The 17,817-nt window shown below is 71.7% G+C and carries 14 protein-coding genes and 1 tRNA gene; 8 read left to right on the top strand and 7 right to left on the bottom strand.

Features of this window, described 5'->3' with window-relative positions:
* The first annotated feature begins 514 nt into the window (after positions 1–514).
* Entirely contained in the window at positions 515–1,906 is a 1,392-nt protein-coding gene (locus ADL34_RS07175; RefSeq protein WP_079033991.1) for an NAD(P)/FAD-dependent oxidoreductase, read from the top strand.
* Between the two features lie 190 nt (positions 1,907–2,096).
* Positions 2,097–3,395 (top strand): SAM-dependent methyltransferase, encoded by a 1,299-nt coding sequence (locus ADL34_RS07170; protein WP_062664586.1) that lies wholly within the window; start codon positions 2,097–2,099, stop codon positions 3,393–3,395.
* Positions 3,396–3,472: 77 nt separating this feature from the next.
* On the opposite strand, the gene ADL34_RS07165 is transcribed toward ADL34_RS07170, so the two are convergent.
* Positions 3,473–6,007 carry an ABC transporter permease gene (locus tag ADL34_RS07165; RefSeq protein ID WP_062664584.1) on the bottom strand — a complete coding sequence of 845 codons (2,535 nt, stop codon included), beginning with the start codon at positions 6,005–6,007 and terminating at the stop codon, positions 3,473–3,475.
* On the bottom strand, positions 6,007–6,777 hold the full coding sequence (locus tag ADL34_RS07160; RefSeq protein WP_062664582.1) for an ABC transporter ATP-binding protein: 771 nt from the start codon (positions 6,775–6,777) through the stop codon (positions 6,007–6,009). The genes ADL34_RS07165 and ADL34_RS07160 overlap by 1 nt, the downstream gene beginning before the upstream one ends.
* Positions 6,778–7,189: 412 nt before the next feature.
* On the opposite strand from ADL34_RS07160, the gene ADL34_RS07155 reads away from it, so the two are divergent.
* Both ADL34_RS07155 and ADL34_RS07150 read left to right on the top strand, forming a co-directional pair.
* A tRNA-Leu gene (locus tag ADL34_RS07155) sits at positions 7,190–7,273 on the top strand.
* A 294-nt stretch (positions 7,274–7,567) separates the two neighbouring features.
* Positions 7,568–8,464: a Bax inhibitor-1/YccA family membrane protein gene (locus ADL34_RS07150; protein ID WP_062664580.1), complete on the top strand. Its 897-nt coding sequence runs from the start codon at positions 7,568–7,570 to the stop codon at positions 8,462–8,464.
* 90 nt (positions 8,465–8,554) lie between these two features.
* On the opposite strand, the gene ADL34_RS07145 is transcribed toward ADL34_RS07150, so the two are convergent.
* Entirely contained in the window at positions 8,555–8,785 is a 231-nt protein-coding gene (locus tag ADL34_RS07145) for a DUF4287 domain-containing protein (protein WP_062664578.1), read from the bottom strand.
* Between the two features lie 102 nt (positions 8,786–8,887).
* Between ADL34_RS07145 and ADL34_RS07140 the strand changes: the two genes are divergently transcribed.
* Positions 8,888–9,199 (top strand): hypothetical protein, encoded by a 312-nt coding sequence (locus ADL34_RS07140; RefSeq protein ID WP_225994396.1) that lies wholly within the window; start codon positions 8,888–8,890, stop codon positions 9,197–9,199.
* 14 nt (positions 9,200–9,213) lie between these two features.
* Here the strand turns inward: ADL34_RS07140 and ADL34_RS07135 are convergent, their stop codons facing one another.
* The 3 genes from ADL34_RS07135 to ADL34_RS07125 form a co-directional block, all read right to left on the bottom strand.
* Entirely contained in the window at positions 9,214–10,035 is an 822-nt protein-coding gene (locus tag ADL34_RS07135) for a hypothetical protein (protein ID WP_062664575.1), read from the bottom strand.
* A 283-nt stretch (positions 10,036–10,318) separates the two neighbouring features.
* Positions 10,319–11,539, bottom strand: coding sequence for an acetyl-CoA C-acetyltransferase (locus ADL34_RS07130; RefSeq protein WP_062664574.1), 1,221 nt, complete (start codon positions 11,537–11,539; stop codon positions 10,319–10,321).
* 231 nt (positions 11,540–11,770) lie between these two features.
* Positions 11,771–12,811, bottom strand: a complete 1,041-nt coding sequence (locus ADL34_RS07125; protein WP_062664573.1) for an SGNH/GDSL hydrolase family protein — start codon at positions 12,809–12,811, stop codon at positions 11,771–11,773.
* Between the two features lie 158 nt (positions 12,812–12,969).
* Between ADL34_RS07125 and ADL34_RS07120 the strand changes: the two genes are divergently transcribed.
* The gene (locus ADL34_RS07120; protein ID WP_062664572.1) at positions 12,970–14,358 is read left to right on the top strand and encodes a cystathionine beta-synthase; all 1,389 of its coding nucleotides are present in this window, start codon (positions 12,970–12,972) and stop codon (positions 14,356–14,358) included.
* Positions 14,359–14,683: 325 nt separating this feature from the next.
* Here ADL34_RS07120 and ADL34_RS07115 read toward each other — a convergent pair whose 3' ends face one another.
* Positions 14,684–15,115, bottom strand: a complete 432-nt coding sequence (locus ADL34_RS07115) for a hypothetical protein (RefSeq protein ID WP_062664565.1) — start codon at positions 15,113–15,115, stop codon at positions 14,684–14,686.
* Positions 15,116–15,316: 201 nt separating this feature from the next.
* Between ADL34_RS07115 and ADL34_RS07110 the strand changes: the two genes are divergently transcribed.
* Both ADL34_RS07110 and ADL34_RS07105 read left to right on the top strand, forming a co-directional pair.
* Positions 15,317–16,834 carry an aromatic amino acid ammonia-lyase gene (locus ADL34_RS07110; protein ID WP_062664563.1) on the top strand — a complete coding sequence of 506 codons (1,518 nt, stop codon included), beginning with the start codon at positions 15,317–15,319 and terminating at the stop codon, positions 16,832–16,834.
* Complete coding sequence (locus tag ADL34_RS07105; protein WP_062664561.1) at positions 16,831–17,691, top strand: MurR/RpiR family transcriptional regulator; 861 nt, start codon at positions 16,831–16,833, stop codon at positions 17,689–17,691. Before ADL34_RS07110 ends, ADL34_RS07105 begins: the two co-directional genes overlap by 4 nt.
* The last annotated feature ends 126 nt before the right edge of the window (positions 17,692–17,817 follow it).

The following is a 17,817-nucleotide window of genomic DNA, read 5'->3' as shown; positions in this document are numbered from 1 at the left end:
CACGGGTTCCGAGGGCGCCGGCCGAGAGGTGTGCCGGCGCCCGCCGGAGTGCCGGGGCTGATGCCCCCGTCGTGGTGAACGGCGCTGGTCAACAGCCTCCGCTGAGCGGCGGGCGGCACGGGTGAGCGGGCCTGAAGGGGCCTTGCGGGCCGGTCCGGGCATGGCCTCGGAGAAACTTCGTGAAGTTCTTCACAAGGATTTCCGTCAAGTCCGGGGCCCAAGAGGGGCCGGATGGCCCTTCCGAGGGGTGAACAGGCCCTTGAACATGTTCAGATGGGCGGTGTAAGCAGGTTCCTGACGCACCGGCCGGGACCGCGTCCCGACCCCCTCACAGGAGGCTCACCGACACAGAGAGGCAGCTCACGCGGCATTGACAACGGGTCGTAGCGGAACCGGGTTCCCGGTCTCGACCATGACCTGTGTCACGCGGGCCGGGGAGTGTAGCACAGCCCCTGGAAGAGCTTGTGAAGGGGCGCACGAGCGACCCCCCTGAGGCGGGTGGATACTCGATGGCATGAGCACCACGGAGCGTCCCAGGATCCTCGTAGTAGGCGGTGGGTACGTAGGCCTGTACGCAGCTCGGCGCATTCTCAAGAAGATGCGCTACGGCGAGGCGACCGTCACGGTCGTCGACCCCCGGTCGTACATGACCTACCAGCCCTTCCTCCCCGAAACCGCCGCCGGCAGCATCTCCCCGCGCCACGTCGTCGTCCCGCTGCGACGCGTGTTGCCGAAGGCGGAGGTCCTCACCGGCCGGGTCACCACCATCGATCAGGACCGCAAGGTCGCCACGATCGCCCCGCTGGTCGGCGAGGCGTACGAGCTGCCCTTCGACTACCTGGTCATCGCCATGGGCGCGGTCTCCCGCACCTTCCCGATCCCCGGCCTCGCCGAGCAGGGCATCGGCATGAAGGGCATCGAGGAGGCCATCGGCCTGCGCAACCACGTGCTGGAGCAGCTGGACAAGGCCGACTCCACCACCGACGAGGAGATCCGCCGCAAGGCGCTCACCTTCGTCTTCGTCGGCGGCGGCTTCGCCGGTGCCGAGACGATCGGCGAGGTCGAGGACATGGCCCGCGACGCGGCCAAGTACTACTCCAGCGTCAAGCGCGAGGACATGCGGTTCATCCTCGTCGACGCCGCCGACAAGATCCTCCCCGAAGTCGGCCCCAAGCTCGGCCAGTACGGCAAGGAGCACCTGGAGGCCCGCGGGGTCGAGGTCTACCTCTCCACCTCCATGGACTCCTGCGTCGACGGCCACGTCGTGCTGAAGAACGGGCTGGAGGTCGACTCCAACACGATCGTGTGGACGGCCGGCGTCAAGCCCAACCCGGCGCTCTCCCGCTTCGGCCTGCCCCTCGGCCCGCGCGGCCACGTCGACTGCGAGCCGACCCTCCAGGTCGCCGGCACCGACTACATCTGGGCCGCCGGCGACAACGCCCAGGTCCCGGACCTCGTCGGCCGCAAGGCCGGCAACCCCAACGCCTGGTGCCCGCCGAACGCCCAGCACGCGCTGCGCCAGGCCAAGGTCCTCGGCGACAACGTGATCTCCGGCATGCGGGGCTTCCCGCAGAAGGAGTACAGCCACGCCAACAAGGGCGCGGTCGCGGGCCTCGGCCTGCACAAGGGCGTCGCGATGATCGTCATGGGCAAGATGAAGATCAAGCTCAAGGGACGTCTCGCCTGGTACATGCACCGTGGCTACCACGGCATGGCGATGCCGACGTTCAACCGCAAGATCCGCGTCTTCGCCGACTGGACCCTCGGCATGTTCCTCAAGCGCGAGGTCGTGTCGCTCGGCGCCCTGGAGACTCCCCGCGAGGAGTTCTACGAGGCCGCCAAGCCCGCTCCGGTGCCCGCCGCGAGCGCCGCCGCCGACAAGGGCGAGAAGGCCAAGGCCTCCTGACCCTCCCGGTACCCCACCGGCCCCCGGGCCGGCCGAAGGACCTCCCGCCATCCGTGGTGCGGGAGGTCCTTCCGCGTTTGCGGACTCCGTAACGGTTGTTTGCCCAGCCGTGACGCGCGTGGGGGACTGCGCGCGCCCCCCGCAGGTGTTTACGTGGTGTTGGACATTCCGGGATACGGAGGTGTGCGCCATGGCTGACGCCGCGCAGCGGCTGCAGGTCCTTCTCGAACAACTGCTGGGAACGCCCCTCCCGGTGCGCATCCGCGCCTGGGACGGCTCCCGCTCGGGGCCCCCGGGGGCCCCGGCGCTCGTCGTCCGCAACCGCCGTGCCGTGCGCCGCCTGCTCTACCGGCCCGGCGAACTCGGGCTGGCCCGCGCCTGGGTGGCCGGGGACCTGGACATCGAGGGCGACCTCTACACCGCGCTCGACCTGCTCGCCGGACTGGTGTGGGAGCGCGGCGACGACGCCCGCGGCCTGCTGGAGATCCTGCGCGACCCCGAGGCGCGCGCCGCCGTCCGGGGACTGGTGCGGCTCGGCGGGCTCCCGCTGCCGCCCGCGCCCCCGCCGGAGGAGGTGCGCCGGCCCCGGCACCGGCACACCAGACGCACCGACAAGCGGGCCATCAGCCACCACTACGACGTGGGGAACGACTTCTACGAACTCGTCCTCGGCCCGTCCATGGTGTACTCCTGCGCCTACTGGCCGGCCCCGCCCCCCGAGGGCACCCTGGAGGACGCCCAGCGCGACAAGCTCGACCTGGTCTGCCGCAAGCTCGGCCTGAAGGCCGGGATGCGGCTGCTCGACGTCGGCTGCGGCTGGGGCTCCATGGCCGTGCACGCCGCCCGCGAGTACGGCGTGGAGGTCGTCGGCGTCACCCTGTCCCAGGAGCAGGCGGCGTACGCCCGCAAGCGCGTCGCCGACGAGGGCCTGACGGACAAGGTGGAGATCCGCGTCCAGGACTACCGGGACGTCGCCGACGGCCCGTACGACGCCATCTCCTCCATCGGCATGGCCGAGCACGTCGGCGCCGAGCGGTACCTGGAGTACGCGGACGTGCTGCACCGGCTGCTCAAGCCCGGCGGACGGCTGCTCAACCACCAGATCGGGCGCCGCCCGCAGCGCGACGAATCCTCCTACCAGGTCGACGACTTCATCGACGCGTACGTCTTCCCCGACGGCGAGCTCCAGCCGATCGGTGTGACCGTCGCGCAGCTGGAACGCGCCGGGTTCGAAGTGCGGGACGTGGAGTCGCTGCGCGAGCACTACGCCCTGACGCTGCGCCGCTGGGTCACCAACCTGGAGGACCACTGGGACCGGGCCGTCCAGCTCACCGGCCCGGGGCGGGCCCGTGTCTGGCGGCTCTACATGGCCGCCTCCGCGCTGGCGTTCGAGCGCAACCGCATCGGCGTCAACCAGGTGCTGGCCGTGCGCACACCCGACGCCGGCGCCGCCGGGATGCCGCTGCGCGCCCGTGTCTGGGGCGGCTGAGCCGGACCGGGAAGACGAAGGGCCGGGCTCCCCGTGGTGGGGACCCGGCCCTCTTCCGTGCCGCTCGTGCCGTACGGCTACTCGGTCTTGATCGCGTTCAGCATGTTCAGCCGTGCCGCGTTGCGGGCCGGCCACAGCGCGGCCAGGACGCCGACCAGCCCGGCCAGGACCAGGAAGATCCCGATCCGGTCCCAGGGCAGGACCAGGGCGTATCCCGGCACCTGGTCCGCGAAGGTCTCGCCGATCGCCCAGCCGAGGAACGCGCCGAGACCGACGCCGACCACCGCGCCGAACACCGAGATGACGACGGCCTCCAGACGCACCATCCGCTTCACCCGGCGCCGGTCGAGACCGATCGCGCGGAGCATCCCGATCTCCTGCTGCCGCTCGAACACCGACATCGCCAGGGTGTTGACGACACCCAGCACCGCGATGATCAGGGCCATCGCCAGGAGGCCGTACATGATGTTCAGCAGGGTGTTGATGGCACCGCCGAACTCGTTGCGGATGTCCTGCCGGTCCATGATCGTGATCGCGGGGTTGTCGCCCAGCGCGTCGACGAGGACCTGCTCGTTGGCGCCGCTCTGGCCGCCGTCCATCTTCACGAAGACCTGCTGGATGGACGGCCGGGTCTCGTGCGGGCCGACGACGTCGGTGGAGACGACGACGGGGGAGAGGAACTCGCTGTCCTTGAAGACCGCTCCGACCTTCAGCGTCCGCTTCTTCTCGTCGCCGAAGGTGACGGGGACGCTGTCGCCGGTCTTCCAGCCCTTGCCGCGGGCCGTCTTCTCGGCGACGGCGAGCTGCCCGTCGGCGAGGGTGGAGAGGTCGCCGCTCACCAGGTCCATCCGCAGGACCCGCTCGATGTCGCCCGGGGTGACCGCCGAGGCGGAGACGAAGTCGTCGCCGCCGGCCTGGAAGTAGACGCTCTGCTGCGGGGAGACCGCGGAGACGCCGTCGGCCTTCTCCAGCGCGGTCAGCGCGGACCGGTCGAGGTCGCCGCCGTTCGCCATCGAGACCATGTAGTCGGCCTTGATGTTGTCCGTGGTCATCTTGTCGATGGCGGTGCCGACCGTGATGCCGAGCACCGACAGGCCGGTCACCAGCGTCAGCCCGATCGCCAGCGCCGAGGCGGTGGCGCCGGTGCGGCGCGGGTTGCGGACCGCGTTCAGCCCGGCCAGCTTGCCGGCCACGCCGAACGGGCCGACGAGCAGCGGGCGGACCAGCGCGATCACGGGCCGCGAGAGCAGCGGGATCAGCACGATCACACCGATCAGCGCGAGGAACGCGCCCGCCCCGATGAGCATCCGGCCGTCATCGCCGCCGGAGGAGGCGCCCGCGACGATGCCGCCGGCACCGAGCGAGGTGATGGCCGCGCCGAGCGAGTTGCGCAGCACCAGCGACTTGGTGGTGGCCGCCGCGTGGACGCTGTTCATGGCCGCCACCGGCGGGATCTTCGCGGCCCGGCGGCCGGGCAGCCAGGCGGCGAGCATCGTGATCAGCACGCCCACGGCGATCGCGGCGATCACCGGTGTGGCGCCCACGACCAGCGGGCCGTCCGGGATCTTCATCTCGAACGCGGCCATCCCTGAGCGCAGCCCGGCCGCGAGACCGATGCCGAGGACGAAGCCGACGACCGAGGCGACCAGGCCCACCAGCGCGGCCTCCGCGAGCACCGAGCGGGTGATCTGCCGGCGGGAGGCGCCGACGGCCCGCATCAGGGCGATCTCCTTGGTGCGCTGGGCGACCAGCATCGTGAAGGTGTTGGAGATCAGGAAGACGCCGACGAACAGGGCGATGCCCGCGAAGCCCAGCAGCACCTGCTTGAGGCTGCTCATGCCGCGCTCGATGTCGTCGGCCTGCTCGTCCGCGAGCGCCTGGCCAGTGCGGGCCTCGGCGTGCTCCGGCAGCAGCGGCTTCACGGCGTCGAGGATCTTCGCGTCGGACGCGCCGGGGGCGGCGGTGACGGTGGCGCTCTCGAAGTAGCCGGGCTTGAGGTACTGCTTCTGGGCGACGGCGGTGTCGAAGAGGACCAGGCTGCCGCCGGCGTTCACGGCGCCGTCCTCCGTGGTGAACACCCCGCTGAGGGTGTACTCCTTCACCGGGCCGTTGGTCGCCACGCGCACCCGGTCGCCGACCTCGTACTCGCCCTTGGAGGCGGACTCCCGGTCCAGGGCGATCTGGTCGTCCTTCACCGGGCCGGAGCCCTCGGTGAAGGTGTAGGCGGAGTCCTCGCCGTCCTTGCCGGGGGCGAAGTTGGAGCCCTTGTTGGACCAGCCGACGCCGATCAGCTTCCCGTCGGGGTCGGCGACCCCGGCGAAGCCCTCGACCCGGCCGCGGGCGGAGGCCACGCCGTCCACGGCGGCGATCTTCCCGATCGTCCTCGCGGACAGGCCGGGCTCCTCCTCGGGGTCGTCCGGCGAGGCGTACGAGGTGACGGCGACGGCGACGTCGTCGTAGCTCTTCGCCGACTGGTTGCGGAAGGCGTTGGAGAGCGTGTCGGCGAAGACCAGGGTGCCGGAGACGAACGCGACGCCGAGCATGACGGCGAGCACGGTCATCAGCAGACGGGCCTTGTGCGCCAGTACGTTGCGCAGGGCGGTGCGGAACATCAGGAGGTGCGGCCCTTCGCGTCGAACTGCTTCATGAAGTCGAGGACGTTGTCCGCGGTGGGCTTGAACATCTCGTCGACGATCCGGCCGTCGGCGAGGAAGACCACCCGGTCCGCGTAGGAGGCGGCGACCGGGTCGTGGGTCACCATGACCACCGTCTGCCCCATCTCCCGCACGGAGTTGCGCAGGAAGCCGAGCACCTCGGCGCCGGAGCGCGAGTCGAGGTTGCCGGTCGGCTCGTCACCGAAGATGATCTCGGGCCGGGAGGCCAGGGCGCGGGCCACGGCGACGCGCTGCTGCTGACCGCCGGAGAGCTGGGCGGGGCGGTGCCGGAGCCGGTCGGAGAGGCCGACCATGCCGATGACCCGGTCCAGCCACTCCTTGTCGGGCTTGCGGCCCGCGATGTCCATGGGCAGCGTGATGTTCTCCAGCGCCGTGAGCGTCGGCAGCAGGTTGAACGCCTGGAAGATGAAGCCGATCTTGTCCCGGCGCAGCTGGGTGAGCTGCTTGTCCTTCAGGGAGCCCAGCTCGGTGTCGCCGATGCGCACCGACCCGGAGGAGAAGGTGTCCAGGCCCGCCACGCAGTGCATCAGCGTCGACTTGCCGGAACCGGACGGGCCCATGATCGCGGTGAACTCGGCCTGCCGGAACTCGACGGAGACCCGGTCGAGGGCGACCACCTGGGTCTCGCCCTGTCCGTAGATCTTCGACAGATCCGTGGCACGTGCGGCCACGGCGGTGGCGCGGCCGGCGATGGATGCGGTGGTCACGAGAGGGACGCTCCTGGGGGGTGACGGTGTGTTCGAAGGACACGTCCATCGTCCCGGCCGGATCGGGCCGTGTAGTCCATCGCTGTTCCGGTTCCGGGGGGAGACTGCGGACGGACCGCGAGCGCCCGCGTCATACCTGAGGATGACGGGCGCCCGGAGGAGCGGACCGCGCGAGAAGAGGGGCGGGCCGCGCGAGAACAGGTGGGGCGTCCTTGTTCGGACGGTGAAATTCCGTCATTCCGCACACGGCGTCGGCGGCCGCGCGCAACGCTCTTGGCAAGTGCGGATGGCCCGTTCCGTGGGCTGATGCTCCCTCAGACGCCAATAAAATAAGACAACATCGGCTTGCCCGGCCCATGTTCGACAGGCGGCTCCCGATAGGCTCAGGACTTCGATGCGGAGCCCATGGCCTGCCCAGATGGTGGAATGCAGACACGGCGAGCTTAAACCTCGCTGCCCCTTCGCGGGCGTGCCGGTTCAAGTCCGGCTCTGGGCACTTTCCGATCCTCCCCGTCCCCGGTTTCCCTCCCGGCCGCGCACCGCCGGGTGAAGGGCACCCCACCCCGCGAACGCCCCGGACGGCCGTCCGGCGGCCGGGTGATCTCCGTCTGGTTCCGGGCACGTTCCAGTCTGGTCATGAACGCTCCCGGTCATGGCCGGGAATCACCCGGACGCGTAGCGTGTTGGCCAGCAGGAAGAGGGAAAGATCCTCCCCAGGTATTAGGGTCGATCCTTTGCCAATCCATTACTCTTGAGCCAAGGCCGCGCACGGTGGCCATGGAGGAGTGCAATGAGGAGCAGCAACCCGGTCTTCTCGCGACGGGGGTTCAGCCGCGACAACGGCTACGCGGGCTTCAACGCCGCGCCGCAGGCCGGGGGCGCCGCTGTCGGCACGCAGGGCAATCCCTACGCCCAGCCGCAGGCCGGCAACCCGTACGCGCAGAACCCCTACGCGCAGCAGGACCTTCAGTACGGGGCGCCGCCGCAGGCCCCCGCCACCACCGGCCGCATGACGATGGACGACGTCCTCATGCGCACCGGCACCACGCTCGGCGTGCTGATCGTCACGGCGGCCCTCGCCTGGGCGACGCTGCCGGTCGACGACGCGAACATCAGCCGGTCGTACGGCATCGCCATCGGCGCCGGCCTCATCGGCATGGTGCTGGGGCTCGTCCAGTCCTTCAAGCGCAAGGCCTCGCCCGCGCTGATCCTGGCGTACGCCGCGTTCGAGGGCGTGTTCCTCGGCGTCGTCTCCAGCGTCGTGGACAACCGCATCGCCAGCGGTGCGGCCATGCAGGCGGTGCTCGGCACCATGGCGGTCTTCGCCGCGGTCCTGGTCGCCTACAAGGCCGGCTGGATCCGGGTGAACCGGCGCTTCGTCGGCTTCGTGATGGCGGCCGCGCTCGGCTTCATCGTGCTGATGGCGATCAACCTGCTGTTCGCGGTGTTCGGCGGCGGTGACGGCCTCGGCTTCCGCAGCGGCCCGCTCGGCATCCTCTTCGGTGTCGTCGGCATCCTGCTCGGCGCCTGCTTCCTCGCCCTGGACTTCAAGCAGGTCGAGGACGGCATCGCCTACGGCGCTCCGCGCGAGGAGTCCTGGCTGGCGGCCTTCGGCCTGACGCTGACGCTGGTCTGGATCTACATGGAGTTCCTGCGCATCATCGCGATCCTCAACAGCAGCGACTGATCACAGACGGTCGTACGCCGAAGGGCCCCGGGTTCCCACCCGGGGCCCTTCGCGTGTCGTGGCGCGCGTGCGTGCCCCGGCCGGCGGGCCTCAGAGCAGTTTGCGCGCGGCCCTCCTCAGGTCGTACTCATGGATGATCGCCTTCGCGTGGCCGTACGCGAGGTTGTGCTCGTGGCGGAGCCAGCTGACCTTCTCCTCGAAGTTGAAGAGAGCGGGGCCGTCTTCGACGGCACGGAGCCAGTCGGACACTTCACGACCGGTGCAATGAGGGATGCGGGCGAGCAGGTTGCGATGGGTCTCCTCGGAGAAGACTTGGGACATCGGCGCCTCCGAACGCAGGGGATGTAAGCCGGTCCTTCAGGTCACCGTGCCTGAGCGTCCGCCCGTTGGCAACAGTCCCGCCGAGGCGCGTAGGTTGGGGTCGTGGTTGATACGACGCCCCTGACCCGTGCCGTGGATCACTTCGCCGATCGTCTGAGGGCCGCTCCGCAGAGCCGGCTGCAGCGCTCGGCGGCGAGCGAAGCCCTGAGCCTGGCCCGGGAGTTGTCCCGGCGGGCGCAGCTGCTGGAGGAACCGGGGTCCGAGCCCCGGGAGATGCCGGACGCGGGCATGTTCGCCGCGGCGGACCAGATCACCGTCGCCGTGCACGACCTGGCCGTCGTCCTGACGGCCGACGACGAGGTCGAGGACGCGGTACGGCTGGTGGAGGAGGCGCAGAAGCGCGCCGGGGTCTGAGAGCGGACCCGGGACTACAGGGACGCTATGACCCGGTCGGCCAGGATGTAGACGTTCTCGTCACCGCAGGCGAAGGTCAGGGTGTACGCCCCGGAGACACCCGAGCCGCCCAGCAGGACCGGCGTCACGCCGGCGCGCAGGGCCTCGGCCAGCCGTTCGGCCGTCTCGCGGTGACCCGGCGTCATGCACAGCGTGGTGCCGTCGGCGAACACGTACACGTCCAGCGTGCCCAGCGGGCCGGGGCGGACGTCCGTCAGCGCGATGGCCGAGGCGGCCAGGTCCTCCAGGGCGGCCACGGTGCGCTCGTGGTCGTTCACGACGGGCGACTGCACGGGGACGAAGTCCGGGTGGGAGGGGTGCCGGCGGCGGGCGGCGGCCAGCTCGGGCGACTCCGTCGGGGTGCCCGGCTGCACGAGGTCCTTGGCCGAGAACTCCTCGGCCTCCGTGGCCGGCTCGGCGACCGGCTCCAGGTGGTCGAGGCCCGCGAGGTCGGCCTGCCGGGGCAGGAACAGCTCACTGTCGGCGAGGCCCAGCAGCGTGGGCCCGTCGGAGCCGTCCCGGGCCTCCTGCGCGGCCCAGAAGGCACGCGCCTCGGCCAGTTCCCGCTCCCGCTCCTCGGCGAGGGCTTCGGCGACGGCCGCGCGTATCTCGTCCGCGTCGGCGGCGAGCCGGGCCTGCGGGACACGGCCGGCGGTCCGCGCGGCGTTGCCCCGGGCGAGCTCGGCGTGCAGGGCGGCGACCTGCCGGCGCAGCACCATGAGGGTGCGCAGGACGGCGACGCCCACGGCGCCGGTGGCGGCCGTGATGAGCAGCAGGGCGATCGGCATGGCGCTCACTGACGTACTCCCGGTTCAAAGTCGACCCCCGACTTCCTACATCAGCTTGAAGGGCGGACCATCCAGCTGTCAGTGCGTAACGTCACGAACCGGACAGGTCTTTGGCTCGGGGGGCGGGTGGTACAACGGCTCTGAGCTGCGTGAATACCTCCACCGAGGGAGATAGGTCACATCCTGAGGGAGATTGGATCACAAATCGGCCCAGAACCAGGGGGTTTCCCGGGTTCTGGGCCGACGGCTCACACTCGGTCGTGAGGCGACTACGCAGGGGTCGCCGACGGGGTCAGCTGAGGCGCTCGATGACCATGGCCATGCCCTGGCCGCCGCCCACGCACATCGTCTCCAGACCGAACTGCTTGTCGTGGAACTGCAGGGAGTTGATGAGCGTGCCGGTGATGCGGGCGCCGGTCATGCCGAAGGGGTGGCCGACCGCGATGGCGCCGCCGTTGACGTTCAGCTTCTCCAGCGGGATGCCGAGGTCGCGGTAGGAGGGGATCACCTGGGCGGCGAACGCCTCGTTGATCTCGACCAGGTCGATGTCGTCGATGCCCAGGCCGGCGCGGCGCAGCGCCTGCTGGGACGCCTCGACCGGGCCGAGGCCCATGATCTCGGGGGACAGGCCCGAGACACCGGTGGAGACGATGCGGGCGAGCGGGGTGAGGCCGAGCTCGCGGGCCTTGGTGTCCGACATGATGACGACGGCGGCGGCACCGTCGTTCAGCGGGCAGCAGTTGCCGGCGGTGACCAGGCCGTCGGGGCGGAAGACGGGCTTGAGGCCCTGCACGCCCTCCAGGGTGACGCCCGCGCGGGGGCCGTCGTCCTTGCTGACCACGGTGCCGTCGGGGAGGGTCACCGGGGTGATCTCGCGCTCCCAGAAGCCGTTCTTGATGGCTTCCTCGGCGAGGTTCTGCGAGCGGACGCCGAACTCGTCCATGTCCTGCCGGGTGACGCCCTTCCAGCGGGCCAGGTTCTCGGCGGTCTGGCCCATCGCGATGTAGGCGTCCGGTACCAGGCCGTCCTCGCGCGGGTCGTGCCAGGTGGTGCCCTCCTGCTGGGCGACGTCGGCGGTGCGGGCCTCGGCCTCCGCGAAGAACGGGTTGTGCGTGTCGGGCAGGGAGTCGGAGTTGCCCTTGGTGAAGCGGGAGACCATCTCGACGCCGGCCGAGATGAAGACGTCGCCCTCGCCGGCCTTGATGGCGTGCAGGGCCATCCGGCTCGTCTGCAGCGACGAGGAACAGTAACGGGTGATCGTGCAGCCCGGCAGGTGGTCCATCCCCATCTGCACGGCGACGATCCGGCCGAGGTTGTTGCCCTGCTCGCCGCCGGGCAGACCGCAGCCGAGCATCAGGTCGTCGATGTCGCGCGGGTCCAGCTCGGGCACCTTGGCGAGGGCGGCCTGGATGATCGTGGCGGTGAGGTCGTCGGGACGGAGGTCCTTCAGGGAGCCCTTGAAGGCGCGGCCGATGGGGGAGCGGGCGGTCGAGACGATGACGGCTTCGGGCATCACGGCTCCAGTCGAAGGGCGCGGCGCGCGGCGCCTCGTTGCGGGGGCGCCGGCGGAGGGTGCGCGTACCGGTGGGTCGGGCAGGGCTGTGAGGGAAGTTACCCGTCCGTACCCGGAGGGTCACGGGTATCGGGGTGTGACCCTGACCGCAATTGTCTAAGCGCTTGCTTGGTTCACGGTGCCGCCGTGTGGCTCACAGCGCCGCCGTGTGGCTCACGGGGCGACCGTGACTCACGGGGCCTCCCGTACACCGGCCTGCCCGGCCGGCGACGGTTCCGCCTCTCCCAGCCTGCGCCTGCGCCGGCGCTTGAGCAGTGCCCAGGGCCCCTTCGGCCCGGTCGGCATCGCCGCCGTGACCTCCGTACCGGCCTCCGACGCGGCCTCGGCGGCGGCCCGGGCGACCGGCAGGAAGCCCTCGCGGCGGGTGACGTCGGGGCGCTCCTCGTCCGCCGGCCACAGACCGAGCGCCGCGCACAGGGTCGGCAGGACCGCCATCGCCGCGGTCGCGTAGCCCTCCGCGGAGGGGTGGTAGTGGTCGGGCCCGAACAGCTCCCGCGGGTTCGCCTCGAACTCCGGGCCCAGCAGGTCGCCCAGCGACACCGTGCGCCCGCCCTGCTCGACCACCCCGATGGTCTGGGCGGCCGCCAGCTGGCGCGAGGCGCGCCGGGCCAGCCAGCGCAGCGGCTGCTGCACCGGCTCGATCGTGCCCAGGTCGGGACAGGTGCCGACGACGACCTCCGCGCCGGCCGTGCGCAGCCGCCGGACCGCCGAGGACAGGTGCCGTACCGAGCGCGTCGGCGGCATCCGGTGGGTGACGTCGTTGGCGCCGACCATGATCACGCAGATGTCGGGCGGCGCGGCGGGGTCGGCGAGCACCAGGGCCACCTGGCGGTCCAGATCGTCGGACCGGGCCCCCGGCAGCGCCACGTTGCGCAGCACCACCGGGCGTTCCGCCACCGCGGCCAGCCCCGACGCCAGCAGTGCCCCCGGGGTCTGCCCCGCCCGGTGCACGCCCTGCCCGGCGGCGGTCGAGTCGCCCAGCAGCGTCAGGCGCAGCGCGGTCTCGCCCGGGGCGTCGTAGAGGCGGCCGTAGCGGCCGTCGGCGTTCGGGACGTGGTTGGTCGAGCCGTTGCCGACGTGGCGCCTGGCCATCCGCACCTCGGCGAGCAGCAGGCCGACGGTCGCCGCGCCCGCCAGGCCGATACCGCCCCCGCCGTACGCGGCGCCCGCCGCGATCCGTCGGGCCACCCGTGCCCTGGACATGCTCGTCATGCGTCGCCGCCACCTCCTCGTAGCCGTACATCAACTGCTTGCCCCGCACGGACGGTGGCCCAATCCCCACGGCGAGTGAACGACCTTCACGGGTCTCGTGCAGGCCATAGGCTGGCGGAACACCACGACCGCATCTTTTGCAGCATCCGGAGACAACGGTGCATTTCCACGACTCGATGATCAGCCTCGTCGGCAACACCCCGCTGGTGAGGCTCAACCACGTGACCAAGGGCATCCAGGCCACCGTCCTGGCCAAGGTCGAGTACTTCAACCCGGGCGGTTCCGTGAAGGACCGCATCGCCCTGCGCATGATCGAGGCGGCGGAGCAGAGCGGGGAGCTGAAGCCCGGGGGCACCATCGTCGAGCCCACCAGCGGCAACACCGGTGTCGGGCTGGCCATCGTGGCCCAGCAGAAGGGGTACAAGTGCATCTTCGTGTGCCCCGACAAGGTGAGCACCGACAAGATCAACGTGCTGCGCGCGTACGGCGCCGAGGTCGTCGTCTGCCCGACCGCCGTGGACCCCGAGCACCCCGACTCGTACTACAACGTCTCCGACCGGCTGGTGCGCGAGACGCCCGGGGCGTGGAAGCCGGACCAGTACTCCAACCCGAACAACCCGCTCTCCCACTACCACTCGACCGGCCCCGAGCTGTGGGAGCAGACCGAGGGGAAGATCACCCACTTCGTGGCGGGCGTCGGCACCGGCGGCACCATCTCCGGCACCGGCCGCTACCTGAAGGACGTCAGCGACGGCAAGGTGAAGGTCATCGGCGCCGACCCCGAGGGCTCGGTCTACTCCGGCGGCTCCGGCCGGCCGTACCTGGTCGAGGGCGTCGGTGAGGACTTCTGGCCGAGCGCCTACGACCGGACCGTCGCCGACGAGATCGTGCCGGTGTCCGACAAGGACTCCTTCCAGATGACCCGTCGCCTCGCCAAGGAGGAGGGCCTGCTCGTCGGCGGCTCCTGCGGCATGGCGGTCGTCGGCGCGCTGCGGGTGGCCGAGCGGCTCGGCCCGGACGACGTCGTGGTCGTGCTCCTGCCGGACAGTGGTCGCGGCTACCTGTCGAAGATCTTCAACGACGAGTGGATGGCCGACTACGGCTTCCTGGAGGACGAGGGCCCGAACGCCCGCGTCGCCGACGTCCTCAACGACAAGGAGCACGGCGCCATCCCGTCCCTCGTCCACATGCACCCCGACGAGACGGTCGGCGAGGCCATCGAGGTGCTGCGCGAGTACGGCGTCTCGCAGATGCCGATCGTGAAGCCGGGCGCCGGTCACCCCGACGTCATGGCCGCCGAGGTCGTGGGCTCCGTCGTGGAGCGCGAGCTCCTGGACGCGCTGTTCACCAAGAAGGCCTCGCTGGAGGACCCGCTGGAGAAGCACATGTCGGCCCCGCTGCCGCAGGTCGGCTCCGGCGAGCCGGTCGGCGACCTGATGTCGGTGCTGGGCGCCGCGGACGCCGCGATCGTGCTCGTCGAGGGCAAGCCGACCGGGGTCATCAGCCGGCAGGACCTGCTGGCCTTCCTGGCCAAGGGCGGGAAGTAGCGGCGGATCCACGGTGAACGGGCCGGGCCGGCGGCGAACCTGCGGCCGCCGGCCTCGACCGTCGCCGAAGTGGTACGAGCGTGTCACGTCGACGCAGCACACGCTTAACACGCGTCCGGCACATTGATGGGTGTCGGCAGGCGGGCGGGAGCGGCTCCCCGCCCGAGCCGGCGCCGAACGTCCAAGGACCTCCGGAGCGGCTCCCGGACCTCCATGGACGCCGGACGTGAGACCTGGCCCTGACCCGGTCGACGTCCCTCGCGGGGACCGCCGTCGTCCCGCCCCCCGGTGACGGGGGTGCGGCGGTCCCCGCGCACAAATCTCCTCAGTCCTCCCAGGCGTCGTCGCCCTTGCCGGACCCGTGACGCCGGCCCCGGAACAGCCCGGGGTTGGTGCGCAGGACCTGGGCGACGTTCACGCCGACGATCCCGGCCCAGGCGGCCAGCAGTCCCGGCAGATGGGCGATACCGCCGCCGATCGCCGACAGCGGGATCGCCAGGACCAGCGAGACGATGCCGAACCCGAAGCGCTCGCCCCAGCTGTCCGTGGCCTGGGACGACCGGGCGCCCCGGGCCGCGGTCATCTGCTGCTCGGCCAGCTGCCGGCGGAGCCGGCGCTCGACCGCGCCGTCGATGCGCTGGTCGACCTTCTCCAGGAACGAGTCGACCAGCGCGGACTCGTACTCCTCGCCCAGCTCCCTGCGGGCCTGCAGCGTGGCGTCGAGTTCCTTCTTGAGCTCGGGGCCCTGCGCGTCCATTGCCGTCATACGCCCACGGTAGGGAGCGACGGGGGCCTCACGCACTGGGGACAACCCCCCTCTCGCGACGGGGGAAGCCCCGCCCGCCGTCCGGGCGGCACACGACGTACGGGCCGCGATACGAGACCTCCCTTGCCCGGCTGCATAGTGTCATGCAGAGTTCTTCCTGGCTGAATAGAGGCGTGAGGGGAGTGCTGGTCGATGGGGTCGCGGTGTGTGGACCTGCCGGGTGTACCGGCCCCCGGGCACGCCGGGCCGGTCGTCCTCGACGGGGCAGGGCTCGGCGTGGCCGACGTCGTGCTCCTCGCCGACGGCGCCGCGCGCCCGGTGCCCGCGCCCGAGGCGCTCAAGCGGGTCGAGGTGTCCTGGGACGCCGCCCGTCTCATCGCCGCGACCGGACGGGTCTACGGCCGCTCCACCGGGGTCGGCGCCAACCGCAACGAGCCCGTGCCCACGGAGGCCGCCGCCGGGCACGGGCTGCGGCTGCTGCGCAGCCACGCCGGTGCCATCGGCGCGGAGGTGCCCGCCCGGCAGGTGCGGGCCATGCTCGCCATACGCGCCAACCAGCTGCTCGCGGGCGGCGCCGGACTGCGCCCCGGCGTCGTCACCGCCCTGTGCGAGGCGCTGGAGGGCGGCGCCCACCCGGTCGTCAACGAGTTCGGCTCCGTCGGCACCGGCGACATCGCCGCCCTCGCCCAGGCCGGCCTCGCGCTCGCCGGCGAGCACCCCTGGCGCGGCCCCGGCGCCCCCGCGCCGCTGCCGCTCGACAACAACGACGCCCTCGCGTTCATCAGCAGCAACGCCCTCACCCTCGGCCAGGCCGCCCTCGCCCTGCACGAGCTGCGCGGGCTCGTCGGCGCCACCGAGGTCGTCGCCGCCCTCTCCCTGCTCGCCGTCGACGGCTCCCACGAGGCGTACGCCGCCCCCGTCCACGCCGCCCGGCCGCACCGGGGCACCGCGGAGGTGGCCCGCCGGATGCGCCGGCTCGTCGGCGCCGCCGACCGGCCGACCCCGCCGCTCGGCCGCATCCAGGACCCGTACGGCTTCCGCTGCCTGCCCCAGATCCACGGCCCGGCGCACGACGCCGCCGACGCCCTGGAGCAGGTGCTGGGGGTGGAGATGAACGCCGCCGCCGAGAACCCCCTCATCTCCCCCGAGGACATGGCCGCCTACCACCACGGCGGCTTCTACCAGGCGCAGCTCGCCCTCGCCCTCGACCACTTCCGGCTCGCGCTCATGCAGGTCGCCCGGCTGTCGACGTCCCGGCTGTCGACCCTCAACGAACCGGCGTTCACGCGCCTTCGGCCCTTCCTCGCCGACCCCGCGCCCGCAGCGTCCGGCGTGATGATCCTGGAGTACGCCGCCGCGGCCGCCCTCGGCGACCTGCGCGCGTTCTCCGCCCCCGCCTCCCTCGGACACGCTGTACTCTCCCGGGGCGTGGAGGAGCAGGCCAGCTTCGCCTCGCTCGCCGCCCGGCAGACACTGCGCGCGTGCGACGCGTACCGTCTCGTCGTCGGCTGCGAACTCGTCTCCGCCGTACGGGCGTTGCGCCAGCGCGATCTGCGGCCCGACCCCGCGCTGCCGGCGGGCCGGGCGCTGGCGCTGGCCGAGGCGGTGCTCGACGACGACCCGGCCGACCGTCCGCTGACCGGCGACGTGACCGCGGCGGCGGCCCTGCTCGACCGGTTCACCGATCTCTGGAGGGGAAGCGCGGCATGAGTGCCGACAGGAACACGACCGGGACGGACGGTCCCGCCGCGCGGCTCCAGACGCTGTTCGAGGGGCACCGGCTGACACCGACCCAGCGGCGCATCGCGCACAGCATGGTGCGCCGGGCCGCCGACGTGCCCTTCCTGTCCAGCGTGGAGCTGGCCGAACTGGCCGGTGTCAGCCAGCCGTCCGTGACCCGCTTCGCCGTCGCCCTCGGCTTCGACGGCTACCCGGCGCTGCGCCGGCACCTGCGCGAGGTCACCCCCGTCGAGCCCGCGCCGGACACCGGCTCGTACAACGAGTACCAGCAGGCCGTCGAGGCGGAGATCGAGAACCTGCGGCACCTGGCCGAGGCGCTCGCCGACCCGCGTCCCGTGCAGCGCGCCGGGCACGTCCTCGCCGCCTCCCGCCCGCTGCCCGTCCTCGGACTGCGCGCCGCGGCCGCCCAGGCGTACGGCTTCGCGTACTTCGCCGCCAAGGTGCATCCGGACGTCCGGCTGCTGGACGAGGGCGGCACCATGCTCCACGACCGGATCGACGCCGCCGTACGCGCCGGGGCGAGCGCCCTGCTCTGCTTCGCCCTGCCCCGGCACCCGCGCGAGGTCGTGGACACCCTGGCCTACGCCAAGGAGGCCGGGCTGACCGTCGTGACCGTGGCGGACTCCGCGTTCGCGCCCGTCGCCCGGGCCTCCGACCTGCTGCTGCCCGCGGCCGTCGGCACCGGCCTCGCGTTCGACACCGCGTGCGCGCCGATGCTGCTGGGCCGGGTCCTGCTGGAGGCCATGTGCGACGACCTGCCGGACGCCCAGGCGCGTCTGGAGGAGTTCGACGCACGGGCGGCGGCACGAGGGCTCTTCGTGGAGTGAACCGGTCCCCGCGCTCCCGGTGTTCTTAAGGCTCGTCTCACGTTGGCTGGCTAATCTGCCCGCCACGGATGTCTGGACGACAACGAGACGGGAGGCTGAACGTGGTGCGCGGTGGAGGACATGGGC

The organism is Streptomyces sp. NRRL WC-3605 (assembly GCF_001509795.1).
Taxonomy (GTDB): domain Bacteria; phylum Actinomycetota; class Actinomycetes; order Streptomycetales; family Streptomycetaceae; genus Streptomyces; species Streptomyces viridochromogenes.
The sequence above is the reverse complement of the archived record's forward strand: the minus strand, read 5'-3'. Positions and strand labels throughout refer to the sequence as shown.

Coding starts and splice junctions, on each gene's coding strand:
- ADL34_RS07145 (WP_062664578.1), bottom strand. CDS start 8,785: ATGTCCCAAGTCTTCTCCGAGGAGACCCATCGCAACCTGCTCGCCCGC.
- ADL34_RS07130 (WP_062664574.1), bottom strand. CDS start 11,539: ATGCCCGAAGCCGTCATCGTCTCGACCGCCCGCTCCCCCATCGGCCGC.
- ADL34_RS07175 (WP_079033991.1), top strand. CDS start 515: ATGAGCACCACGGAGCGTCCCAGGATCCTCGTAGTAGGCGGTGGGTAC.
- ADL34_RS07125 (WP_062664573.1), bottom strand. CDS start 12,811: ATGACGAGCATGTCCAGGGCACGGGTGGCCCGACGGATCGCGGCGGGC.
- ADL34_RS07110 (WP_062664563.1), top strand. CDS start 15,317: ATGGGGTCGCGGTGTGTGGACCTGCCGGGTGTACCGGCCCCCGGGCAC.
- ADL34_RS07115 (WP_062664565.1), bottom strand. CDS start 15,115: ATGGACGCGCAGGGCCCCGAGCTCAAGAAGGAACTCGACGCCACGCTG.
- ADL34_RS07105 (WP_062664561.1), top strand. CDS start 16,831: ATGAGTGCCGACAGGAACACGACCGGGACGGACGGTCCCGCCGCGCGG.
- ADL34_RS07150 (WP_062664580.1), top strand. CDS start 7,568: ATGAGGAGCAGCAACCCGGTCTTCTCGCGACGGGGGTTCAGCCGCGAC.
- ADL34_RS07170 (WP_062664586.1), top strand. CDS start 2,097: ATGGCTGACGCCGCGCAGCGGCTGCAGGTCCTTCTCGAACAACTGCTG.
- ADL34_RS07165 (WP_062664584.1), bottom strand. CDS start 6,007: ATGTTCCGCACCGCCCTGCGCAACGTACTGGCGCACAAGGCCCGTCTG.